The following is a 23,630-nucleotide window of genomic DNA, read 5'->3' as shown; positions in this document are numbered from 1 at the left end:
TTATACGCTCCTTGTCCGGTTAAGCCGGGACCCAAGTTTATAACTTGTGTGCTAAATCTATTTGATTTCTCTTGTTACTACCCGATTACGTCCCTCCTGTTTTGCCTGATAGAGCGCTTTGTCGGCCTCAGCGACAAGTACGTTAGGTACTAAATTATAGTCTGGGATAGTAGATGTTACTCCTAAACTAACGGTAACTGTTTTACTGACCGATGACCTTCTGTGTTCAATCCCCAGGGCTTCCACATTTGAGTGCATAGCTTCTGCCACGTGGGCAGCCCCCTTTATCTCTGTTTCAGGCAAGATAGCCACAAATTCCTCACCGCCATATCGTGCAAGAAAGTCTCTAGGCCTTTTCAATGTATGGCTCAAAGCCTTTACAACCTGTTTAAGACAGTCATCGCCACATTGATGTCCATAGGTATCATTATAAGCCTTGAAAAAGTCTATATCAATCATGATCAGCGACAGTGGCTTATTATTTCGTGCCCCACTCCTCCACTCCTTATTGAGAAAATTTTCAAAATAACGACGGTTGGCGACACCAGTCAATCCATCAAGATAGGAAAGACGCTCCAATTTTTGGTTGGCCTCAGCAAGCTTTTGTGTCATCTCGAGTAATTCTTGCTCATGGGCCTTGCGCCGGTCTGTCTCGTGTTTTAGTTTCAAGACTGAGCGAATCCTTGCGAGAAGTTCTATCTTGTTTATCGGTTTGGTGACATAATCTACAGCCCCTGCGTCAAAAGCCGATTCCAAGTGAACCGCCTCTGTTTCTGCCGTGACCATTATAATCGGGATGTCCTGAAGATGGTCATTCTCCTTGATCAGACGGCATGCCTCTATACCATCTATATCAGGCATTACAATATCCATCAGGATAAGATCAACCCCACCATCCTTTTTAGAACCGTCCATATCCAAATAATTCAAGGCATCAATAGGTGATCCTGCAAGGAGAATATCTGTATGCCCAGCGGCCTTCAGGATAGATTCAAGGAGTAATAGCTGATCCTGTGAGTCATCAACGATAAGTATGCTCATAAATTATCCCCTACTTGCTAACCCTTATTGGCATATTTAGAAACTGCCTCCATCAGCTTTGCCTTCCTTATCGGCTTTGTCAAGTGATCAGTGCATCCTGCGTCAAGACTCTTTTGAATATCTTCTTTCATGGCATGGGCGGTAAGGGCAATAATCGGTGTCTCCTTTCTCCCATTTTCCCGCTCCCACTTCCTTATTTCACGGGTGGCAGTATAACCATCCATTACCGGCATCTGTACATCCATAAGCACAAGATTGTATTTCCCTGACTTGAACTTTTCAACAGCGATCGCGCCGTTTTCGGCTATGTCTATATGATCTTGAGGCCTCTTGAAATAGGATTGGATAAGCAGACGGTTGTCCGCGGAATCCTCAACAAGCAGGACGTTCAGGAAGCGGATTTTAGCGAAGTCGGCGGGCTTTACCCCGGGAATTTTGCCAACAACAGGTTTCATTTTGCGGCCCAATATGTCAGCAATAGCATCCAGCAGTTCTGCCTTTTTCACGGGTTTTACCAAATAAAACGTTATGTCAAGTTCCTTGCATCGGGCAAGATCGCCGCTCCTGTTATCTGAAGTGAGCATCATAATGGCCGTGTTCTTAATGTCCTCCATACTTTCTTTTATGTGTCGTGCCAGCTCGAATCCGTCCATGCCCGGCATACGACAGTCAATTATTGCCAGTTGATATGGATTGGCTGCCTTCATGGCACGCTTGAATTCTGCAAATCCATGCTCGCCGCTGTCCGCCTCTGTTACCATGGCACCTAATCTGGAAAGTGTATTTCCCAATACCATGCGATTCGTGTCGTTGTCATCGACTATAAGTACCTTAAGTCCTTTTATGTCCACTGGAATTTTCTCCATACGTTCTTTTGGTTCGGTCTGAATCGCAAACTTTGCAGTAAATGAAAAGGTGCTCCCCTGACCCGGTTTGCTTTCCACCATTATATGTCCACCCATGAGTTCCACCAGTTGTTTTGAGATGGCCAGACCGAGTCCCGTCCCACCATACCTACGGGTTGTGGAAGAGTCAGCTTGCGTGAAACTGTCAAAAATAGTCTCTATTTTTTCCGGGGGTAAACCGATCCCGGTGTCAGTTACTAAAAATAATAATTCAGCTTCTGCGTCTTCTGACTTCTGACTTCTGTCTCCTGTCTCCTGTCTTTTGACCTGAATGAGCACCTCACCCTTTTCGGTGAACTTGATGGCATTTCCGACAAGGTTTATCAGTATCTGACGCAGGCGGACCGGGTCACCCAGGAGTGCGGTCGGGACATCCGGCATAACATTATAAATCAGCTCCAGACCCTTTTCATGGGCGCGAATGGCCATCACTTCGCATATCTTCTCAATCATATCGCTAAGGTCAAAGTCGGTTGTTTCAAGATGAATCTGGCCCGCTTCCACCTTGGAAATGTCAAGGATGTCGTTGATGACGTTTAAAAGGTTTTCCCCGGCTGACTGGAAGATCTGGACATATTGCTGCTGCTCAGGTGTCAAAGGGGTCTCACACAGCAGATCGGCCATTCCGATAATTGCATTCATTGGTGTTCGAATCTCGTGGCTCATGCTGGCAAGAAATTCAGTCTTAGCCTTAGTGGCTACCTCGGCTTCCTCTTTGGCCTTTTCCAGAGCTATCTCAGCCATCTTTTGAGCTGTATAATCGGTGACTATCTCTATTGCGGCAATAAGACGACCGTCTTGATTATAGAAGGGAAAGGCCGTATTGTAACGCCACATCTCTCGACCATCCTTATCATAGGATTTCATAATTGCCTTGTGTGTCTTTTTATCCTTAAAGACCTTAATTACAGGACAATCTTCACACACATTGTCTCTCTTTTTAAAAAAGCGGTAGCACGGTTCCGTGAACATCTCCGGCCTGTCACCAAACAAGTCCTTGGCCGTTTGGTTGGCGTAAATGGTTTTCATCTCCGGAGTGATAATCACAATTGTATCCTGGATAGAAGATAAAATTTGTGCCTGCTTATACAGTGCCTCCTCCGCCCGCTTGCGATTCAATGCTTCAACAAAGGCAACGGATAGGGTTTCTACGGCTTGCTGATCATCCAGATCATAGCCCGATTCTTTGTTGGCCAGACCGATCATGCCGATAGTCTTACCCGCATGTTTCAATGGAACGCCCAGGAAGGAGGTCACCGGCGGATGACCTTCAGGAATCCCGACTCGGTCAGGGTGGGAGGCAGGATCGTTGACTATTAGGGATTGTTCATCCTTGAGCACTCTGCCCCATATTCCACGTATCTCCATGTCTTCAATCTTCGCCACTGCATCGGACCTCGGCATTCTACAGGCATCCCAACCTGAGTCACTCAAGGCAATGGTATTAAAGCGATTGGCCTGATTAACTTCACCGACAAAACCAAACTTGCTACCAGTCAAATACTCGGCTACAGTAAGACAAGTGCTGGCCACCTCTTCATCAGTTTCACTCGTCAACGTCTCTCTAAAGACCTTGTTGATTGCATCCAACATAGCACTTTGCCTGAAGATCCTTTCCTCTGCCTGCTTGCGTTCGGTGACATCTGCAATAACGGCGGTAATTGCTACAATCTTGCCATGATCGTCTAGAATAGGCGTTACTGAAAGGTCTCCCCACATTATACTACCATCTTTTCGGATGTATCGTTTTTCAATACGGTAGTAATCTATTTCTCCTTCAGCGAGTAGCTTTAGCTGCTGCTCACTGGTTTTCTTGTCTTCAGGGTGGGTAATGTCAAGGGCACTAAGTTGTAAAAGCTCTTCTTTTGTGTATCCAAGCATTTTGGCCAATTGATCATTTACGTTGATAAAATGCCCTTCCGGATCTACAACGTCTATCCCTGTAGCTGCGTTGTTAAAGATTGCTCTAAATTTAGATTCGCTCTCTCGTAATGCTTCCTCCATCCGCTTGCGCTCGGTGATGTCGCGGATGATACCCTGGTATCCCAGAATGTTTCCTTCATTATCCCTTCGCACAGTCGCAGTGAGCAGACATTCCATCTCTGCCCCATCCTTCTTGCGTAACTTCAGCTCGTAGTCCCTAACAGATCCCTTTTGCTCTATCGCCTGCCGAAATCTTAGCCGGTCATCGGGATTAACGTATGTCTCACGCACGTCCAGCCCCTCCAACTCTTCCCTGGTATGGCCAAAGAGATCCAAAAAGGTTTGGTTAACGTCAACCAACCTGCCCTCTCGAGTAGTAATATAGATCGCATCTCTGGAGTGTTCAAAGAGCGCGCGGTATCTCTCCTCGCTCTCTCGCAGCACCTCCTGTGGCCGTTTGAGCCCGGTGATCTCTTTTGGGGCGGCTTGCATGCGCAAGATCTTCTTTTTTGCGATCATTACCATCCTCAAATGCTCCCTTTGGTGTTTAAGCATATTTTATGCCAAACTTGAGAGTTTCCCTTTGTAGAAGTCTTTATAAGTTCATAGGTTATGAGAACAAGGGAATAGATATAGATAACGTAGCTTTTATTGCCCATTAAAGTGACGTTTTTTGTCACTTGCCCCCTGAAACCTACGATAAGGGATTTCCTTTTTTTGGAGGATTCAAGGGGTCAAGGGTTCAAAATGAAGGATTTTAGCGTATTTCACTCGACCACTGGACCCCTTGGCCCCTGGAACCCTGTATCTATTGGCGCCTTTTTAGCAACTTTTTTGGAGAAGAACCAAGTTTAATTATATCTTCGGGCCGAGGTGTTCAAGAAAAAAAGGTGGTTATAATCCTTGACATACAAACCCTGCTTTATTAATTTAGGTTCATATTATTTTGTTCGACGGAGCCGAATCCATGATTATTGCCGAAATGGACTACACCCCTGCTGAGATAGTCCGGGGATATACTGACAGGATACTGAGGGTTGACCTTACGGGTAGCAGGATAGAGACTGAGATACTACCCGATGACTTCAAGGAGAGGTGGATTGGGGGTCGGGGGTATGCCTTAAAACTGATTTGGGATGGGACCAATGAAAAGACCCGTTATGACAGTCCAGAGAACATCCTTGTCCTTGCTGGAGGGCCATTGGGGGCAGAACCCCTCTTCCCAGGCACTGGAAAATTCATAGCAGGCACCATCTCTCCCCTGACAGGGACCTTCATCGACTCCAATGTTGGGGGACACTTTGCCCCACTGCTCAAGCTTTCCGGTTTCGATGCCTTGGCGATCACAGGTATCGCCCCTGAGGAGGTAGTCCTCATTATTGATGGAGATGCAGGAAAGATCAGACTGATTAAAGCCCCCCAGGGAGAGGGTGCCATAAGCTATGCAACCGAACTGATGGAGACCCTTTGCCAGGGGAAAGGGCCTGAAAATGTCGCTGCAATCGCTACTGGCATAGGAGGAAAAAATTCCTCCTTTGGTATCATCAACAGCCTATTTTACGACACCAGGCGCAGGCGTGTCCGCTCAAAGCAGGCAGGTCGGGGCGGCACAGGGACTGTGATGAGGCACAAAGGGTTAAAGGCCATTGTAGTCACAAATAGCCTCCCTAGGTCCAAGGCCAATCGTCCTGCCAACCCAGAGATGGTTAAAGAAGCTGGGCGTAAGCTGAAACATGTTATCAGGACCCAGGATCCCTGCTATATGAACCTCAGGGCATGGGGAACCATTGTCCTCATTGACTACATGAATAAATACGATATACTGCCGGTTCACAACTATCAGGTGGGTACCCATGAAGAGGCTCACCGTCTCTATAGCGGCGTCTTTAAAAAGGAGTATTTTTCCTCTGGATACCAGGACGGATGTTATTATGGATGCAACCTCGCCTGTGCCAAAGGTGTGGAGGATATCACCCTAAAATCGGGCCCCTACAGAGGCAGGAAGGTAAGTGTAGATGGCCCGGAATACGAGACAGCAGCTATCGGACCAGCAACAGGCATCTTCGATCCCCAGTTCGCCCTAGAGTATAACTGGTACTGTGACGAGTATGGCCTCGATACCATCTCGACAGGGGTTACCATGGCGTTTCTCATGGAATGTTTCCAACGTGGATTCTTAACGACCGATGATATCGGCCATCCCCTCATGTGGGGAGATAGTGAGAGGGTACTACGTCTGGTCCACGAGATTGCCTCAGGGGAGGGATTCGGGAAAATAGCTGGAAAGGGAGTCCGTTTCCTTAAGGGTTGGGTCGCTGAGACCTACGGTCGTAACAATAACGGGGATAAAGATACCATACTCCAAGAATTGAGAAAATTTGGAATGGAATGCAAGGGACTTGAGTTTTCTATGTACATTACCAAAGAGTCGCTGGCCCAGCAGGGGGGGTACGGCTTCGCCCTCAAAGGGGCACAGCATGATGAGGCTTGGATGATATTCATGGATCAGGTACACAACGAGCTGCCTACCTTCGAACTGAAGGCGAAGGCCCTTAAGTGGTTCCCACTGTTTCGCACCTGGTTTAACGCTACAGGACTGTGCAAGCTTCCTTGGATCGATGTGCGACATCCAGAGGCCGCCAATACCCCTGAGCCAGCCAAAAACCTTCCCAGCGCCCAATACTTTGTAGAATACTACAACGGGACTGTGGGGATCAACAAGACCTTAGATGATCTACTCAAAGATTCAGAACGTCTTTACACCTTGCAGAAACTCATAAATCTCAGGCATGGTGTAGGTACCCGAGGGCACGATCAGATCCCTTTGCGCGCCATGAGCCCTGTCTTTGTTGAAGAATACAGGTCGCGGCAGGAACGCTACGATAATCAATTGGCTGAGATGCTAGGTAGTAAGGAGAGGTTGCCCATAAACCTCCAGCAACGACTTGATCTCCTTATCGGCATCCGCCAGAAACAGTACCAAGAACTATGCGATGCCGTATATAAAGAAAAAGGTTATGATCGAAATGGCGTCCCCACACAAGAGACCCTGGCCAAGTTTGACCTGTCGGACGCAGAGACTCAGGCCCTCATAGAAAAATATGGGGCCAAAGGCTGACAATGAAATCCTTAAGCAGACTTCCAAGATGACCTGCCTAATACCTTGAATTTAGTAGATTTCTAGACTACAAGGTCTTGGGTTACCTGAGCCTGGGTCTTCCGGAAGATGAGATTAAGATCGGGATGACGATCTAAGGTGAAAGGGGTAGAATCACCCATTGGCCAGATTTTATATGAGTCCATGCCTGCCTGAGGTGATCAAGCCAGGCGCACCGTGCCCGGTGGTATAAACTGGATACCGACGCGGTAAAGGTCAGACTCAGAAGGTTGGACATTCTTCACTTGGCCTCTAAGGGTAATGAGCGTTTCGCCGATGGCGAGCTCAAGCTCGAGGAGGGTCCCAACAGGAAGTTGATCCACCACCTCGACGGTTGCCCCCGCCAGATTCAATTCCAGGGTCCTCCCCAGACTGTGGACGACTGAGCTTGTCTTTTCCGGATCTACATAGACCAGATTCATCGAGAGAACCCGGATAGCAGTTCTCCTTTCCCGTTCTTCCTCCATGACGAGACTCCTTTTCTCGCATGGTGACCGAAACAGTCTTAAACTGTTGATCTTGTCGTGATATTTCCAACTAAAAAATAGTTTACTCTTTTGACCTCCAGGAGTCAATGATTTTTGTGGCTAGCGTAAAGAAATCTAAGGTAAGGTATTACATTATAACCGTGTCCCCGCCATGCTGGTTAGGGCGCAGAACTGAAGAGCTGGGTTTTATTCTTTTTCTTCCTCCCCTTCTTCAATCATAAAGCCCGATGTGGTTACGTAGATTCGAAAGGTCTTGGCTGCGGAGGGAAAGGTGAATACCGTGTTGCCGTAAACAGCATGTACAAAGGGTAGGCGTGCACCATATTCGTACATCCAGCGCCAGCGGGGATCCTCTTCGTTGGCAACCAAACTATACACGGTAGCAGGCTTGTTCACTTCGTCCTTGGCCCGAAGGTAACGACCGCGCACACGTGTGAGTTTGTACATCGTGCGAAGGCCGAGGAAGTTGAGCCAGTCGTCCCACTTTAAAATGTGCCCCTCAATGGCCCATTGTTGGCCATGCAGCCGATATTGACGAAGGTGGGCGACGGTTGGCGATTCAAGCGTCACAAGCTCAAGGATCGCCTCGTCTTTCGCATCGGGCACTGATGCACAATACACCGTGGCAGCCAGTTCGCGGTGTGTGAAGGCGGTGTAGGACTGGATAAATGCAAACAGGAACAAGAGGGCGGCCGCGACAGCAATCGCCAGCAGAATCAGGAGCAGGTGCAGCGTGCTGGTAACGACACCGACCCGGGCCACAGGTCTGCGCCGCAGACGACGAATGAGGCGCTGCACTCGTTTGTAGATGAATCCAATGAGTAGCGCAAGGCTAACGATAAGCAGCCCCAGCGCAATATAGATGGGAATGGAACCTGAAAACGGGGGATTGAACATGAAGATTCGTCCTTACATAAAAACGGCGCTTGACCTTCTGGTGCGTGTTTAAGGATCGTATTAAAGTTACACAATGGAGTATTGCATGAATGGCAAAGAGACTCAAGCCCAAAAGGGCCGGAGGACAACAAATCGGAGGGGTTACCTGTCACCCAATTTCCAGACCACCTGGCTGGCAACCTTTACACTTTTAGTCACGCTGTGAGAACAATATAGGAAATCAAATGGTATAGTGCAATACCTGACCCCTCCCTCTGTACTTACGCCCTTCAAAGCAAGGTGCCACTGCACCGTAAGAAGCCAGGGTCTGGCCCTTGGCCACTAAATATCCCTAAGTCTCTCAGCTAAATGGTTCACCCGGGCCCTTAAGTTAAGTAGGTAGGCCTTTTCTGGCTGTTTAGGCAACGGTTTGTCGTCGTGCTCTTCAGCCTTAATCCGGGCCACGACTCGCTCGACTGATCCCCTTTCGGCCCGCAAAAGCTCTTCCACTCTGGCTCTGAACCTCTCGGTCGATTCGATAGAGCGGGCAAAAAAGTCCTTGACCGCCGCACCGACAAAGACAAAGTGGTGCCCCTGACATAAGACCTCCACCTCTAAGGCAGCCAGGCGCTTCAGCCCAGCTAGGTAGGTTTCATAGTCAACTAGGAACTCCGTGACGATGTGACCGGTCAGATCAGCGCAACCTGCAGCCTCGGTGGCGATGAGAATCTTTTTTTCTGGTATATAGTAGCTTAGAAGATCGCGGGTGTGGCCAGGGGTTGCCAGAACTTGAACGGTCAAACCCTCTTCAAGCTCAACCACCTGTCCATCGCTTAAGATCATATCCACTTTAAATGGCTCGAAGGGCTCATTAAGCAGCTTGGTCCTATCCACCCCAGTAACCAACGAAATTACGTTTTGGCTCAAGGTTCTCATCAGTTTTTGGGCGTTTGGTCGCTCTATGATCTGGGCTGCTATTGATGACGCGGCCACCTGGAGCCCGGGAAAGACCTTCTTGAGGTAGAACGTCGCACCGCAGTGGTCGTAGTGGACATGGGTAATAAAAAGAATCTCTGGTCTGCACCTTCCTAAAACCGCCCGAATGGCCTCCTCGTAGATTCTACCCAGACAGCAGAAGCCGGCCTCAAAAAGAACCGGCCGCCATCCATCCAAAAGGTAGACGGGCGACCAGGGATGGCCCAAAACGTAGAAATCGTCCCTGACCCTACCTGTTCGGTTGAAGATCAAACCGTTCCTCGCCTGGAACCTAAAAAGTCCCCTCACGATTTATAATAACCTATTAGCATATATGACAAAATTATTGAAATGAAAACAAACCTATCGCAATACCCGTTATAATGTAAATAAATGGAAGTTTCCTGCTATTTTTCTCGCTTCGTTGTACATGGTTGAAGTTCATATCCTTTTCTCGGAGGAAATTGAATTAAACCTTCCCAAAGGCTATTATTTCTTAACTCATCCATTTTTTCTCGCACTAAAATTCTAGCAGCATGCTTTAAGCAAGCTGCTTCATTTCGCTTTATATATAAGTTTGTTTCTATTTTCTTCACGGTTTCATATAGCTCAGGATGATTCTCTTTCAAGTCTGAAAATTGCAGATGAACCAGTTTTCCATTGTTTTCCTCCAACCATTTTTGGAGCTCATTCGTCTTTCCATGACGCAATTCAGCCATTAAAGTCTCGTATGCATCGAGAAAGTTTGTATCAACAAAGTAATCAATAAAACTTCTTGGATTTGGATCTCTTGGATTTTTCCCGTGGGTTGGATTATATGCGTCAATGAGAATTATTAATTTTTTTGAGTCGCTATCATTGTTCCTTTCCAGGATCTCCCTTAAAGATGATATGCCAAGGTTATCAGATGCACCACCATCAAAGAGGTGGACATACTGATCATCTTTCTTAGAGAAATCTTTCAGTGTTACGGACTGAAAAACTGCTGGAAACGCAGATGAAGCCATGACGGCATTGGCAATTGGGTATCTATCTAAACTTGATTGAAGCTCATCAAAGTGTTGCCTTGTAAAAGAAAAGATCCGTGTTTCACTAACATTTTCCGTATTATTGGTAGCATTGATAATCAAATAAGGTCTTTGAGGGTTCAAATCTTGGAAACGAAAACCTTTACCTCCTAACAAAGAATTATCATACAAATTGTCTGCGATAGTTTCCACCATAACATCGGTACGGTCATAATAAGTTAACCAATAACGTACTATATTTTCAATCCAAAACGAGTTTGATATCCATCTGGCAATAAAGTTCCTTTCCAGCTTTGGAAACACATCCTTTGGATCCCACTTAAACCTATCGGGTCCTTCCACGGTAGGTGGACAATTCCGCGCGTCATCACAACTGAGTACGTAATATGCTGCCGTAAATGAACCTCCAGAAACAGAAGATATTACATCAACTTGTTGGAGAATTCCGTAGCGTTCCAATTCAAAAAATACTGCTGCAGAAAATACCGCGGAACGGCTTCCACCTCCTGAGATAGCAATGCCGATAAAGTTATTATCATTTTTTGGGCAGGCATCAATTGGGTTAAAAAACATCGTATTCTTGTCAAACTGCCAGTTGTTTCGACACTGCCAATCAACTTCCCACTGAACATCCTCTGAAGCCAAATAAGCACCTGAAGGAGCTTTTGGCTTGTGTGTTATTTTCTTTTGAGGATCGGCTTTTACATTATAGTGACTATAATAAGGGAAGGTGGCGCAGGCTGAAAGAAACAATTGTATGAGTATAAAAATCGTTATGATCCAATAATACTTCATCTTCAACATCATACGACTTACCTCCACCCTGCAAAAAATATCATTTTTGCGATGGAGAGGTATTTTCTCTTGACAGGGTGCCCTTTAATGGGTGCCCCCTTTTATTTCTCCCCTATGTACAGGTTGGCGATGCCCAAAGTCAGTTCACGGCAGCGGATCTGGGAGAAGCCCGCTTTCTTCATCACGGCCACCAGTTCCTCCAGCTCATAAAAGGCCATGATGGAATCGTGCAAGTAGCGATAGGTCTCCTTTTGGCGGGAGATGAGCCCCCCAATCCAGGGGATGACCCGCGAGAGGTACCATCGATAGAGATCCTTGAATACGGGTAGGGTGGGTCTTCCGAACTCCAGGATCACCAATCTCCCTCCCCTCTTGAGGACCCGGAACAGCTCCTCGACCCCCCTCTGTGGGTCCTCCAGGTTCCTGACCCCGAAGCCTACTGCTACCCTGTCGAAGGTCTCGTCTCGAAAGGGAAGCCCCTCGGCGTCACCGCATACCGGGATGATGGAAGAGTTCTTCGTCCTCTTTATCCCCCCCCTCAGCATCTCCAGGGAGAAATCGAGGGCCAACACCCTTGCCTTAGGCCACCTGCGCAAAAAGTTCTTCCCCAACCGCATGGTCCCAGCACAGGCGTCCAGCACAAGCCCCTTGTCCAAATGACCTAGGACCTTTACGGCCTCTCTCCTCCACCACCTATCCAGGCAGAAGCTGAGCAGGGTGTTCAGCAGGTCGTAACTGACCGCGATGGAGGCAAAGCTGCGGCGCACAAACTCCCGTTTTTCCATCAGTCTGTCGGTGATCCTTCTACGATCCGTCTCCTCAGCTCCAGGCACATCTGGGAGGCATCGATCTTCATGGGGCAACGCACCTTGCACCGCCCACAGTTGAGGCAGGAGTAAGTCAGGGGGGCAGCCTTGACTAGATCTCCGGTGACAAAGGCGGTCCAGATGGCCCCGATGCTGCCGAAGTACTTGTCACCGAAGTAGCCAGCAGTGGCGGCAAAGAGGGGGCACTCGTAGAGACAGCCGCCACAGCGCAGGCAATAGAGGGCCTCCCGGAACACGGGGTCTTTGGCGAGCTGGCTGCGCCCTGCATCCAGAAAGATCACGTACATCTCCTTGGGGCCGTGGGCCCCATAGGTGGTGGTCTTCTCGATGTCTCCTGTCTTACTGGGGTTGGAGACGAGGTTAACATAGGCAGGGATTGTATAGCCGGCAAACCTCCAAGTCACCTCTGCTACCTTGAAGGCCTCCTCTATGGTCGGGACCACCTTCTCCATACCCACCAGGGCGATGTAGACAGGAGGGGCGGAGGTTGAGAGTCGGATGTTCCCCTCGTTTTCTATCTGAAAGAGGGTGCCGGTGTCCGCCGCTAGCACATTGGCACCGCTCATCCCCACATCGGCGCGGAAGAACTTATCCCGCAGGATCTCCCTCACCGTGGCCACCTCGGCCTTGATATCCGGGGGGACCTCATGCCCGGTGACCCGGGATAGGAGTTTGGCCACATCCTCCTTGGGGACATGGATGGCCGGGGCAAGCAGGTGCATCGGCCTTGTCCCCAATAGCTGGATAATATATTCCCCCAGGTCTGTCTCGTAGACCTCGTTCCCCTGCTCCTCGAGGTGTTCGCGGAGCTCTATCTCCTCCCCGGTTAAGCTCTTCCCCTTGACGATGAGTTTACCAGAACCCACAATATCATCGATGATCTTCAGGGCCTCCTGAGGGGTGCGGGCCACAAAGGCCACACCCTTGTTCTCTCGGATGGTCTCACACGCCTGCTCGACCAAGTCCTCCATGCGGGAGATGGACTCCTCCTTGATCCGCCTGACCTCCTCGGCCAACTCCAGGGTATGGGGGAATTTCTTCAGGGCCTCATCAACATTTTTACGATAGCTCCTGATGGCCCTCTCTAGGGCCAAACTGATCTTTGGATCACGGGCGGCCTTTCTCAATCTCTCTTTGTAGGCCTTGAATTCGGGCATCTCACCCCTCCGGCAGGGCGCTGCGGAGCAATTGGGCCATATCCATGACCTCCACCCCCCGTGCCTTTAGTTCTTTGACCCCCTCCTTGAGCTGGATGAGACAGCCAGGGCAGGAGGTGACGATGATCGAGGCACCGGTCTGCAGGAGCTCCTTCACCCTGTTGACGGCCAGGATATGGCTCACCTCGGGAAAGATCACCTCAAATCCTCCTCCCCCTCCACAACAGGTGGACCACTCCCCCCTGGTGTGCTCCACCTCCAACAACTCCACCCCCTCGATGCGGCGCAGGATCTCCCGGGGTTCCTCAATCAGGCCGAGGTACCTGGACAAGACGCAGGGGTCATGGTAGGTGACCCTGACCTCCTGCGGTAGGCGGAACTTCATCCCCCCTTTGATCCCCTCCCACACCACCTCCAAGAAGTGGTGTACCTCCATTCCCCACCCCTTCAGGAAGCGGGGGAAGAGCTCCCGCAGGGCATAGGTACAGGAGGGGACTATCCCGATGACCCTCTTGATCCCTCTGTTTTGCAAGGTCTGGCGTGTTTCGGCCGTCCGAGCGGCGAACTCCTCCTGGAAACCGGCATAGTAGAGGGGGGCACCGCAACAGGGTTCCTCTTCTGAGAGATAGCCGAATTCCATCCCCATCCTCCGCAGTACCTCGACTGCACAGCGCAGGGGTTCGCCGGATAGGCGGGCCTGAAGGGTCAGCTTGCCGTATAGCTCTCCCACGTTTATCCCCAGCCTATTGAGGAATTTGGTAACCCCCAGGGTCTTCTCCCAGGCCAGCCCCCTCTTGTCCAGGGCCCTAACGGCTGACAAGGTGGCCTCGGCCCCACCTAAAAACTGATAACCACATCCGGCGAAAAATATCGTCTCCCCCTGGGAGGGAAGCCCCAGCCCTGAGGCCCACTTGGCCTTGGAGGAGGCGCCGAAGATGTTCCCTTTGGTAAGGATGTTGTTCCTGAGCAGGAGCAGCCCTTCCGGGACAAGCCTTTCCCCTCTTTTTGGCATGAAGCTCCCTTTTTCTCTATCAGTTTGTAGAAATTAAATTTATATAACTTTCAGGGAGCGCGAAGTCAAGACATTTTACCACCCTGGCCCAGGTAGAGGGCCTTTACCTCTGGGCTCTCCTTCAGTTGCGCTGCAGGGCCTTCTTTGATCAACCAGCCATTGCGCATGAGGTATCCTCGGTGGGATATGGCCAGAAAGATCTAGCCGACGTACCCCAAGAAGAGGCTCAACCCCAGGGCTAGGATGGCGAGATCCCCGCCAGGACCATTAGATGATGGGAGTGAGGGGCAGGCCAGATCAAAGGAGACACCAACCTCTTCAACCTCACCTTTCGAGGTCAGATTGAAAAATCTTTCACCTTGAAGTTTGTCCTTATTACCCTCATCTCCAGAAGGAGGATTGCCCTCCAGAGGGAATAGTTCGATTACTTGGCCAAGGTCATCAACTCTCCGGGTAATGCCCCTTCCCTGTCTACCAAATAGTCTTTATACTCTTGGTAGTTGGGTTGTACCCACATCGGCGTTCCAAAGACCTCATGCATCATGATATTGAAGGCCACTTTGGTGATGTAATACCGATGGTGATGCCTCAAAATCGGATTGGGAGAGAACAGCTTCAATAACTCCAGAGGTTGCCAATAGTAGCGCCTCATGATATCTTTATAGATGAGGTTTACCTGCTCCAGGTTGTCGGCCTCTTTGGTCGGCATGACAGCGTGAATATAATCGTAATTACGGTAATCCCAGTCCTCTATTCTTCCCATCTCTTTCATTTTATAAAAAAACGGCGTTCCAGGAAGGGGGGTGATCAGGTTTAGTCCAAAATGATCCACATATTTCCCGAAGAATTTTAGAAAACCCTTACGGTCTTCTTCTGTCTCTTCCCAATGGCCGATGAGCAGGGTCGCCATCACCATCAGTTTATGTTTCTTAAGGAGTCTCATGGCCTTTCGGGCTTGATCTACCGAGTGGCGCTTTCGGATATCTTTGAGCACAGAATCCTTATGATATTCGAGTCCCATCATAAACTGATATACACCTGCCTCCCTGTAACCGTCCAGTAAATCTTCATCCCGGATGATGAGGTCAGCCCTGGATTGTAACCAGAAGCGCTGATTTGTCTTCCTCTTGAGCATCTCCTCAATGAAGCCAATGCTTTGATCCTTGGTGATATTGAAGGTATTGTCGCCCACATAGAATGTATCCCGATTGTATTTCTCTTTGAGGAGCTCGAATTCGTCAGCGATCAATTTTGGGCTTCTTCTCCTCCACGTTCGTTTATAAAAGGCCGACTCTGAACAGAAGATACAATCCCATGTACATCCCCTTGAAAAATTGACCACAAGTCCCCTCTGCCCTTCAGAGGGGAGGTTCACAAAGGGATGTTCCATCTTGGCGAGGTGATAAGCAGGCATCGGAAGGATATCGAGATCCTCGATGAAAGGACGGTCTCCGGTATAGACGAATTCTCCCTTTTCATTGAGGTAGGCCAAGCCTAAGACCTTAGAGAGGTCCTGTCCGTTCTTCTCCACTGCTCGCAGAAACTCAGTGAGGGTCACCTCGCCCTCCCCGACGCAGATGAAGTCAATGGCAGGGCAATCCCTGAGCGTCTCCTCTGCCATAAAGGAAGGATGTTCACCCCCCATAATGATGATCGATTGAGGGCTAACCGCCTTTATCAAATTGGCGGCATTCATCCCATCATAGAGGAAGGCTGTGCAGTTGACGGAGATGCCAATGACATCAGGTTTTTCCTTCCGGACCTTTTCCTCCAGATCGCCCCATGGGTTATCGTTGAGTGTGCAGTCCATGTAATCGATATCGAATCCTTCTCTTTCTAAGTAGGCCAATATCTGAAGACATCCCGGGGAGGGTGTCCAAGCCCTGAGGATGGTCCAGATCTTATGGGGTGGATCGACTAACAAAAACCTCATCTCTTGATCTCCCTATGGATAAATTTGTTGGTCTTTTTTTAATCGCCACTTGAGAAGTTGTTTTAGAAGGGACTTGATAAATGGAATACGGAAGATAAAATGGGATTTGGGTATTTCAAAGATCTCTCCGGTAATGAGCTTTTCAGAGAAATCTTTTACCCTTTGGGCGGCCCTCTTCGATTCAGGTTTGTTCACCACCGCCACCTTTTCAAAAACCCCTTCACAGTAGCGGCACTGAGAACAGGTGGTCTGATTGCAGTCCTTTGTCTTAAAATGTTCAAGAAAGCCATCCAACTTATTATTGTCGATTTGAATGAGTTCCCGAACCTCTAAGTCAAATACATTCCTTAATTCAGAGACCTTCATGATGTTGATATGTTCAGGTTTGATAAAGTACTCCAGATGGATAGGGGTGAATGCCCCCTTTCTTGGGAGGGTAAAGAGATCTAAGAGATTTCCATCATAATGGCGTTTTTCATAGGCCCGAACATGTTCGAGCAGAAGGGGAGTCCGTTTAAACCGTTCTGTGATTTTGAAATGATTGTAACCCAGATCCTCATAATAGTGAATATCCTCGGGCCTAATCCATGGGGATTTCAGGAGCTCTACAGGATCCGTCAGTTTTCTATAAAGGCAGAGATAACCTGGATACTGGAGATAGCAGTAATTTTCTTGCTCCCCTTCCCTTGAGGCATGGCCATCGTGGTTGACGTGTTCGTAATTATAAGGACATTGCCAGAGACAGATATTGTTAACGATCAGCTCCAAGTTACAACTCACCGCCTTTCTGATCGCCTCTAGAGTTTTGAACTCCCGATTGATGTGCTCATCGATGATGATTTCCTCGATGCCCATCTCTTCATATTGAAGGGCTTTTCGGGTGGTATTGACCCGGGCTGTGGTGGAGACCTTGACCTTGAGCCGGGGAAAGCGTTTCCGTACGAGATCGATGAGGTATGGGACGCCGATAATGACTGAATCGGCCCCAGATCGGTCGATCCATTCTAGAAGGTCTATCAATTGTCGATAACCCTTTCTGGAATATTGGAGGTTTCCAAGACAGGGGGCGTTCAGCAGGTAACTAAACTCCAATCCCCTTTCATGACAGGCCTGAATGTATTGTTGCACATCTGTTCTATCCACTTGGGGAAGGACGAACCCAGGTCTCGCCCCTCCCACAATATCGAAGGGAAGTTTGCCAAAGAGGACATCCACCGATGTCCCTTTTATTGCGTCAAGAAATGAAATATCCCAATTGGCTCCTACCCGTAGTTTCATAATGATTCTATTTAACACGTAGGCCATTAATTTTCAAGAGAGGCCGAGTATATCTATTCACATTCAATCCCAATTGACGAAGAGGAGTCTTAGTGCTATAGTAATTTTCGAAGATGCTTCCTCGGCCCTGCAAAACATATTACTACGGAGGTCTCCCGGTCAAAGGATCCAGGCGGAAGGGCCGCTTATGGGTCGAGGGCAATGTGTTATTCTTCACGGTGCCCGAGGAAAAGGGAGGTGAAGAGATCGATTTAAGGGTCCCTTTTTCCAAAATGGATAAGATCTCCCTCACCCGAGACAATTACTATGGATCAGATACCGTCCTCTTCAACCTCACCTTCCGTGATCAGCATGAAAAATCTTTCACCTTACGGTTTGCACCCATCGCCATCATTCCCAGAAGGAGGATCGCCCTCCAGAACAAATGGTTTGACTTCCTGTCCCAGGCCATCAACTCATCGGATAAGGGCTTTCCCATTTCGAATAAATAATCTTTAAACTTCTGGCAGTTAGATTATACTTCGTCAGTTTTTCCATGGTTTCATTCCCATCATACCTTTCGGGTACCATTGGAGATAGATACCGTTATTAATTAAATACCTGGCCTCATATATTTCCTTATATCATCTCACATACATAGGTTTTTTACCTCCCGGCTCTCCATGAGGGACGATGAGGTTCCCCCTTTGATCAGACGGCCATTTCGTAGGATATATCCCCGGTGGGAGATGGCCAGTGATAACTGAATCTCCTGTTCAACAATGAAGAGGGTCAGCCCCCTTTTATTCATCTCCTGAAAGGTGGCAAAGATCTCATCGATATATCGAGGGGCAAGCCCCGAGGAAGGTTCATCCAACATCAGCAATTGAGGATGCCCCATCAATGCCCTGCCTATGGCCAACATCTGCTGTTCACCCCCGCTGAGGGTACCGGCCCTCTGATGTCTCCTCTCTTTTAATATAGGAAAGAGTTGATATATCCACTCTAAGTCTTCCTCTACCTCTTCTCTGGCCTTCCTCCTGATATATGCCCCCATCATAAGGTTGTCGAATACGGAGAGGGTGGGGAAGATGTGGCGTCCCTGGGGGACATGCCCAATCCCTCTGGATACAATCTTATGGGAATCTAGGTTTGCGATATCTTCCCCTTGGAAAGAGATCCTTCCCTCAGTCGTCTCCAAGATCCCGGATATGGTGAGCAGAAGGGTGGTCTTTCCTGCCCTGTTGGGGCCGATGAGACTAACGATTTCCCCTCCTTTGACTTTCAGGGAGATCTTGTTGAGCGCAATGAATGGTCCGTAATGGACAATCAGTTTTCTTATCTTAAGCATCAACCCCCCTGCTTTTCAGGTATGTCTCAATGACTCGGGGATTTCTTCTCACTACATCAGGACTTCCTTCGGCGATGAGCTCACCATTATGGAGCACTGCTACCTCAACCGCTATCTCCATCACCATCCCCATGTGATGCTCTACGACGAGGGTGGTGATCCCTTTCTCTCTGAGTTGGCATATCCTTTCCGAAAGTTGTCCTACCTCGGCAGGGGTCAGCCCAGCCGCTGGTTCGTCCAGGAGAAGGAGCTCTGGCTTCATGGCCAGGGCCCGACCCATCTCAAGCATCTTCTGTTGACCAAAGGAGAGTTGAAAGGCGGGCCATTTCCACCTGCCCAATAGACCAAGGAATTCCAGGATTTCCTTGGCCTCCTTTAACGCCCTTTCTTCTGCCCTTTTGATCCAGGGGAGCCAAAGTCCACAGGAGAGAAATTCACCTTTCAATCTTGTGTGCATCCCTGTCAGTATGTTTTCTACAACGGTCATGTTTCCCCAGACCTGGAGTGTCTGAAAGGTCCTCCCCACCCCTAACAGAGAAATCTCATGGGATTCCATGGAGGTAATATCTATCCCCTTAAAGTAGATCCTCCCCGAGGTAGGCCTTTCCACACCAGTGATCAAATGGAAGAGGGTGCTCTTCCCTGCTCCATTGGGGCCAATGAGCCCCATAATAGTCCCTTTTCGAACATGCAGCGAAACCCTGTTCAGGGCAAGGACGCCATCGTAGCTCTTGATTACTTTCTCGACCGATAGGAGTGACATCAGATATCCACCCTTTCCCTCCTCCTCTTCCTCCCCCAGTAGCTAATGAGGTATATCAACCTAACATTCAGACGGGTCCCGACACCGTCGGGGAAAAAGATGAGCAAAAGGATCAAGATCACCCCAAAGATGGGAAGGCTATATTCTTGATAGCCCCCCAGGATGTCCATGAGCCAGGTGAGCAAGATGGCCCCGGCGATTGGGCCATAGAGGTTGCCCATACCTCCCATGATAACCATCATAACGATAAGGACCGAGAGGTTCAGCCCGAAGGCCTCAGGATTGGCTATGGACATAATGCAGGCAAACAGGCTCCCCGCAAATCCAGCAAAGGCAGCCCCAATAACAAATACCCCTATCTTAATCTGAGCCACATTGATCCCTACGCTGTAGGCAGCATCCTCACTCGCCGCAACAGCCAAAAGGGCCCTGCCCATCTTGGAACGAACCAGGTTTTTCGAAAAGAGGAGTAGCCCGATGAGAACCACCCAGACCAGATAGTATTGTTTAAGATAAGTGTCGAAGGTGAATCCAGCCAGGGAGAAATAGGGGACGCCGAAGATCCCGCTGACCCCGCCGGTGAGGCCCCTCGATTCCTTGACGATGACCAAAAATATCTCCCCAAACCCCAGGGTGGCCAGGGCCAAGAAGTACCCCTTGAGCTTGAGGATGGGTCTGCCGATGAAGTAGGCAAAGGCGGTAGCTACTAAAGCGGAGGCCCAAAAGGCCCCAAAGGTGGGGAAGGCATAGCGGGTGGTGAGGATAGCAGTGGTATAGGCCCCGATTCCGAAGAAGGCGGCATGTCCCAGAGAGATCTGCCCGGCATAGCCAAGAAAGAGGCTCAATCCCAGGGTCAAAATGGCGTAGATCCCCGCCAGGACCATGAGATAGTGGAAGTGAGGTTCAGACCAGATCAAAGGAAGCAGCAAAATGGCCCCCAAATAAAAGAGATCCCTCTTTCTAACAAACTCCCTTCTGTATGGAAGGTGGGGATCAGGCAAGATCAGAGAAATCAGCCACAGGCCGGCTGTATAGAGAATATCTCTCTTTCTATACTCTATCTTATATTCTTCTACCATCGGCGACTATCGATAAAGGGTGAACCCAGGATCCCTTTGGGCCTAAAATAGAGGATGAGCAACAGAACCACAAAGGCCACCCCATCCTTATAGCCCGAAGGGATGAAGGCAATACTTAAGGATTCCACAATCCCCAGGGCAAAACCACCAAGGACTGCACCGCTGTTTTTACCCCAGCCGCCCAAGACAGCAGCGACAAAACCCTTTAGCCCCAGTAATGTCCCTGAACTGTAGCTCGTATAAAATATTGGTGTAATAAGTATTCCGGCAATGGCCCCTACCCCCGCACTCACCCCAAAGGCTAAAAAGACCATGAGGTTTCTCGAAATACCCAATAGGTCAGCCCCCAAGGGATCGGTGGAACTTGCCTCCATGGCCTTTCCCAATAATGTCCGGTGGGAAAGGAGATAGAGGGACAGTAGCAGGAGGAAGGTGACTCCAAGGACCCAAAGGCTCTGGGGGGCGACATGAATTCCACCAACCTTCAGAGGGTTCTCTCCTGAGAAAGGGGGGAGGGCCTTGGGCAACATCCCGAAGATCAAGCCACTGGTGTTGCTGAGGAAGATGGATGCTCCCAGGGTCGCCATAAGGGGTATGAGGACTGAAGTCTTTCGCAGGGGGTAGATGACCAGTACATGGAGGAGGAAGCCGATGACGACGACTGCGATCACAGCCATCAGGGCCGCCAGGGGGTAGGAGAGCCCGGCCCCTTTGATAAAAAAGAAGGTAATCACCCCGCCTAACATGACGAACTCCCCCTGGGCGAAGTTTATGATCTGTGAGGCCCTCACAATAGTGACAAATCCCAGGGCAACCAGGGCATAGATGGCCCCCATGGTGATGCCAGCGGCAAGAAGTTGTGGGATATATACCCAAGGGGTCATGAAACCCTCCGTTTAAAAAGGGGTGAGCGAATCCTCATATCCTTCCACCCCTCAACCGTGACAATTACGTATCTTACTTTCAACCCTTATTAGAACCCTGGGAACGTGATCCGCTTGAATTTACCTCCTTCAATCCTGATGAAGACCATATCCTTTTTGCTCAGACCATTGTGGTCTGTGGGGCTGTAGTTGTAGATGCCATGGCACGCCTTAAACCCCTTGGTGTTTTCCAGGGCATCCCTGAACCGTGCCCTGGTGACCTTACCTTTACACCTCTTCAGGGCATCATAGATAAGCCAGATGGCATCGTGGGCATGGCCAGCTATCTGATCAGCCCCTACCCCATAGCGGGCCCTCATCCGCTTGTCGAAATCTATGACGATGGGGCGAACTGGGTCGTCCTTATCGAGTTGATAGGGGACCACAGGCTTTCCAGCCCCGAACTCCACCCCTTCCATTGCTTTTCCCCCAAGGGCGATGATAAAATTGAATCCAAAGGCATGAGTCCCGATGATCGGGGTCTTGATCCCCAGGGCCCGCAGATTCTTACAGATAATTGGCCCTGGAGGACCAGCAGTAGATGCGTAGAAGACGTCTATCCCTTCCCGTTCGATGATCGGCTTGAGCTTGATGAGTTGGGGAGTCATGTCAATGTCAGTCGGCTTATGGGTCTCCTTGGAGATGATGACCTTCATCCCTTTCTTCTCTCCGAATTTCTTGAAGTACCCAGCCAGGCTCTGGGCCAAGGGATGCGAAGCGTAGAAGACAAGGGCCCTTTTGTATCCTCTGGCCAGACAGAGATCCACCAACTTTTGAGAGACGACAATATCACTGTGGGCGATATTGAATGACCAGCGCTGCTTTAAGGCACGCACCATGGGGTTGGAAGGACAAAAAATGATGTTGGTGATCTCTTCCCTTTCGGCGATGGCCCTGGTGGTGGCCTGGAGGGGGTCCTCAAAGGGGCCCAAAACTACCAGGATCTCCTTGTCACGGGCGAACTTGGTCATGTTTGCCGCAGCCCTGCCCAGATCAAAGCCGTTATCCTGTATGATTAGCTCCAGGGGATGCCCATCAACCCCACCCATTTTATTGATCCGCTCCACCTCCATCACTATGGCCATCTTTACGGTCTTGCACACCTCCGCCCACGGGCCGGTCAGCTCGAGGTTGACCCCGATCTTATAGGGGGCCTTTTCGGCTGAGTGGATAAGCAACGGCCATGAAAGGATAAAACAGAGAGCCAAGAGAATTGTCAATGCTCCATGATTTTTGAATGCCTTCATAAAAATACCTCCTCCCTTTTTAGTTCTTTGATCGGTTTTTAGTTTGTAGATTCCCTTAGATTAATTGCAACCTCCTTGTGAAAATGAATTTTTTTACCTATTCCAACAGCTTCAGGGCCTCCTGGACCGTTGCCCCCTGGTGGACCAAAGCACAGATGGCCTGCACCATCTTCTTGGGGCTGTCATGTTGAAACACATTCCTCCCAATAGAGACACCCCTGGCACCCCCCTCTAAGGCCCCTTTGACCATCTCCAGCAATTCCCGTTCCCCCCCCTTTGTCCCCCCGGCAATGACCACAGGGATAGGGCACTCATCGCTCACCTCTCGGAAGGAGAAGGGGTCACCGGTGTAATCCACCTTTACCAGATCAGCCCCCAACTCTGCCGCCACTCGGGCCGCATGTCCCACCAGCTGCGGGTGACGTTCATCCTCTATCCCGGGCCCCCGGACATAGACCATGGCCAAAAGGGGAAGCCCCCATTGGATACACTCCCCTACCACCATCCCCAACTCCCTGATCATCTCCCCCTCATAAGGGTTTCCCAGATTGAGATGGAAGGAGACAGCGTCCGCCCCAAGCCGGAGGGCCTCTTCCACCTTACAAACCAAGACCTTTCTCAGGGGTTCGGGCGAGAGAGTTGTACTTGCTGAAAGGTGCACGATCAACCCCACCCTTTCCCCGTTTCCCCAAGGTCCTAAGCGGACATTGCCCTGGTGGAGGATCACAGCATCTGCCCCTCCCTCGGCCACCTCCCTCAGCACCTTTCTCATGTCTGTGAGGCCCGGTAAGGGCCCCTGTGTCACCCCGTGATCAAGAGGGACGATGACCGTTTTCCGGGAAATGGGGTGAAATATCCTTGCCAGGCGCACCTCTTTTCCTACCATCCCTCTC

The 23,630-nt window shown here is 49.7% G+C and carries 19 protein-coding genes; 2 read left to right on the top strand and 17 right to left on the bottom strand.

Annotated features, from left to right (window positions below; translation table 11 throughout):
• Positions 1-57: 57 nt before the first annotated feature.
• Together JRI46_02375 and JRI46_02370 are read right to left on the bottom strand one after the other, a co-directional pair.
• Positions 58-1,041 (bottom strand): diguanylate cyclase, encoded by a 984-nt coding sequence (locus JRI46_02375; GenBank protein ID MBW2038432.1) that lies wholly within the window; start codon positions 1,039-1,041, stop codon positions 58-60.
• Between the two features lie 17 nt (positions 1,042-1,058).
• Entirely contained in the window at positions 1,059-4,388 is a 3,330-nt protein-coding gene (locus JRI46_02370) for a PAS domain S-box protein (protein MBW2038431.1), read from the bottom strand.
• A 448-nt stretch (positions 4,389-4,836) separates the two neighbouring features.
• On the opposite strand from JRI46_02370, the gene JRI46_02365 reads away from it, so the two are divergent.
• Positions 4,837-6,987, top strand: coding sequence for an aldehyde:ferredoxin oxidoreductase (locus JRI46_02365; protein MBW2038430.1), 2,151 nt, complete (start codon positions 4,837-4,839; stop codon positions 6,985-6,987).
• A 200-nt stretch (positions 6,988-7,187) separates the two neighbouring features.
• Here the strand turns inward: JRI46_02365 and JRI46_02360 are convergent, their stop codons facing one another.
• The 9 genes from JRI46_02360 to JRI46_02320 all read right to left on the bottom strand — a co-directional run bounded on the left by JRI46_02360 (position 7,188) and on the right by JRI46_02320 (position 17,395).
• A complete protein-coding gene (locus JRI46_02360; GenBank protein ID MBW2038429.1) occupies positions 7,188-7,493 on the bottom strand; it encodes a hypothetical protein in 306 nt (101 codons plus the stop codon).
• 207 nt (positions 7,494-7,700) lie between these two features.
• The gene (locus JRI46_02355; protein MBW2038428.1) at positions 7,701-8,411 is read right to left on the bottom strand and encodes a hypothetical protein; all 711 of its coding nucleotides are present in this window, start codon (positions 8,409-8,411) and stop codon (positions 7,701-7,703) included.
• A 321-nt stretch (positions 8,412-8,732) separates the two neighbouring features.
• Positions 8,733-9,638 carry an MBL fold metallo-hydrolase gene (locus JRI46_02350; GenBank protein MBW2038427.1) on the bottom strand — a complete coding sequence of 302 codons (906 nt, stop codon included), beginning with the start codon at positions 9,636-9,638 and terminating at the stop codon, positions 8,733-8,735.
• 134 nt (positions 9,639-9,772) lie between these two features.
• Positions 9,773-11,200: a patatin-like phospholipase family protein gene (locus JRI46_02345; GenBank protein MBW2038426.1), complete on the bottom strand. Its 1,428-nt coding sequence runs from the start codon at positions 11,198-11,200 to the stop codon at positions 9,773-9,775.
• Between the two features lie 89 nt (positions 11,201-11,289).
• On the bottom strand, positions 11,290-11,973 hold the full coding sequence (locus JRI46_02340; GenBank protein MBW2038425.1) for a ubiquinone/menaquinone biosynthesis methyltransferase: 684 nt from the start codon (positions 11,971-11,973) through the stop codon (positions 11,290-11,292).
• Positions 11,973-13,172 carry a lactate utilization protein gene (locus JRI46_02335; GenBank protein ID MBW2038424.1) on the bottom strand — a complete coding sequence of 400 codons (1,200 nt, stop codon included), beginning with the start codon at positions 13,170-13,172 and terminating at the stop codon, positions 11,973-11,975. The genes JRI46_02340 and JRI46_02335 overlap by 1 nt, the downstream gene beginning before the upstream one ends.
• 1 nt (position 13,173) lies before the next feature.
• Positions 13,174-14,184, bottom strand: coding sequence for a (Fe-S)-binding protein (locus tag JRI46_02330; protein MBW2038423.1), 1,011 nt, complete (start codon positions 14,182-14,184; stop codon positions 13,174-13,176).
• 424 nt (positions 14,185-14,608) lie between these two features.
• Positions 14,609-16,117, bottom strand: a complete 1,509-nt coding sequence (locus JRI46_02325; GenBank protein ID MBW2038422.1) for a cobalamin-dependent protein — start codon at positions 16,115-16,117, stop codon at positions 14,609-14,611.
• A 12-nt stretch (positions 16,118-16,129) separates the two neighbouring features.
• On the bottom strand, positions 16,130-17,395 hold the full coding sequence (locus JRI46_02320; protein ID MBW2038421.1) for a U32 family peptidase: 1,266 nt from the start codon (positions 17,393-17,395) through the stop codon (positions 16,130-16,132).
• Positions 17,396-17,598: 203 nt separating this feature from the next.
• Here JRI46_02320 and JRI46_02315 point away from each other — a divergent pair, with 203 nt between their 5' ends.
• The gene (locus tag JRI46_02315; GenBank protein ID MBW2038420.1) at positions 17,599-17,886 is read left to right on the top strand and encodes a hypothetical protein; all 288 of its coding nucleotides are present in this window, start codon (positions 17,599-17,601) and stop codon (positions 17,884-17,886) included.
• Between the two features lie 137 nt (positions 17,887-18,023).
• Here JRI46_02315 and JRI46_02310 read toward each other — a convergent pair whose 3' ends face one another.
• From JRI46_02310 to JRI46_02285, 6 genes are all read right to left on the bottom strand, one after another.
• Positions 18,024-18,725 carry an ABC transporter ATP-binding protein gene (locus JRI46_02310; protein ID MBW2038419.1) on the bottom strand — a complete coding sequence of 234 codons (702 nt, stop codon included), beginning with the start codon at positions 18,723-18,725 and terminating at the stop codon, positions 18,024-18,026.
• On the bottom strand, positions 18,718-19,488 hold the full coding sequence (locus tag JRI46_02305) for an ABC transporter ATP-binding protein (protein MBW2038418.1): 771 nt from the start codon (positions 19,486-19,488) through the stop codon (positions 18,718-18,720). The genes JRI46_02310 and JRI46_02305 overlap by 8 nt, the downstream gene beginning before the upstream one ends.
• Positions 19,488-20,567, bottom strand: coding sequence for a branched-chain amino acid ABC transporter permease (locus tag JRI46_02300; protein MBW2038417.1), 1,080 nt, complete (start codon positions 20,565-20,567; stop codon positions 19,488-19,490). The genes JRI46_02305 and JRI46_02300 overlap by 1 nt, the downstream gene beginning before the upstream one ends.
• Positions 20,561-21,451, bottom strand: coding sequence for a branched-chain amino acid ABC transporter permease (locus tag JRI46_02295; protein ID MBW2038416.1), 891 nt, complete (start codon positions 21,449-21,451; stop codon positions 20,561-20,563). Before JRI46_02295 ends, JRI46_02300 begins: the two co-directional genes overlap by 7 nt.
• An 89-nt stretch (positions 21,452-21,540) precedes the next feature.
• Positions 21,541-22,737 (bottom strand): ABC transporter substrate-binding protein, encoded by a 1,197-nt coding sequence (locus JRI46_02290; protein MBW2038415.1) that lies wholly within the window; start codon positions 22,735-22,737, stop codon positions 21,541-21,543.
• Between the two features lie 97 nt (positions 22,738-22,834).
• Positions 22,835-23,623: a class I fructose-bisphosphate aldolase family protein gene (locus JRI46_02285; protein ID MBW2038414.1), complete on the bottom strand. Its 789-nt coding sequence runs from the start codon at positions 23,621-23,623 to the stop codon at positions 22,835-22,837.
• Positions 23,624-23,630: the final 7 nt, after the last annotated feature.

It is taken from the genome of Deltaproteobacteria bacterium, from assembly GCA_019308925.1.
GTDB lineage: Bacteria > Desulfobacterota > B13-G15 > B13-G15 > RBG-16-54-18 > JAFDHG01.
This window is presented reverse-complemented; position numbering and strand designations above follow the sequence as displayed.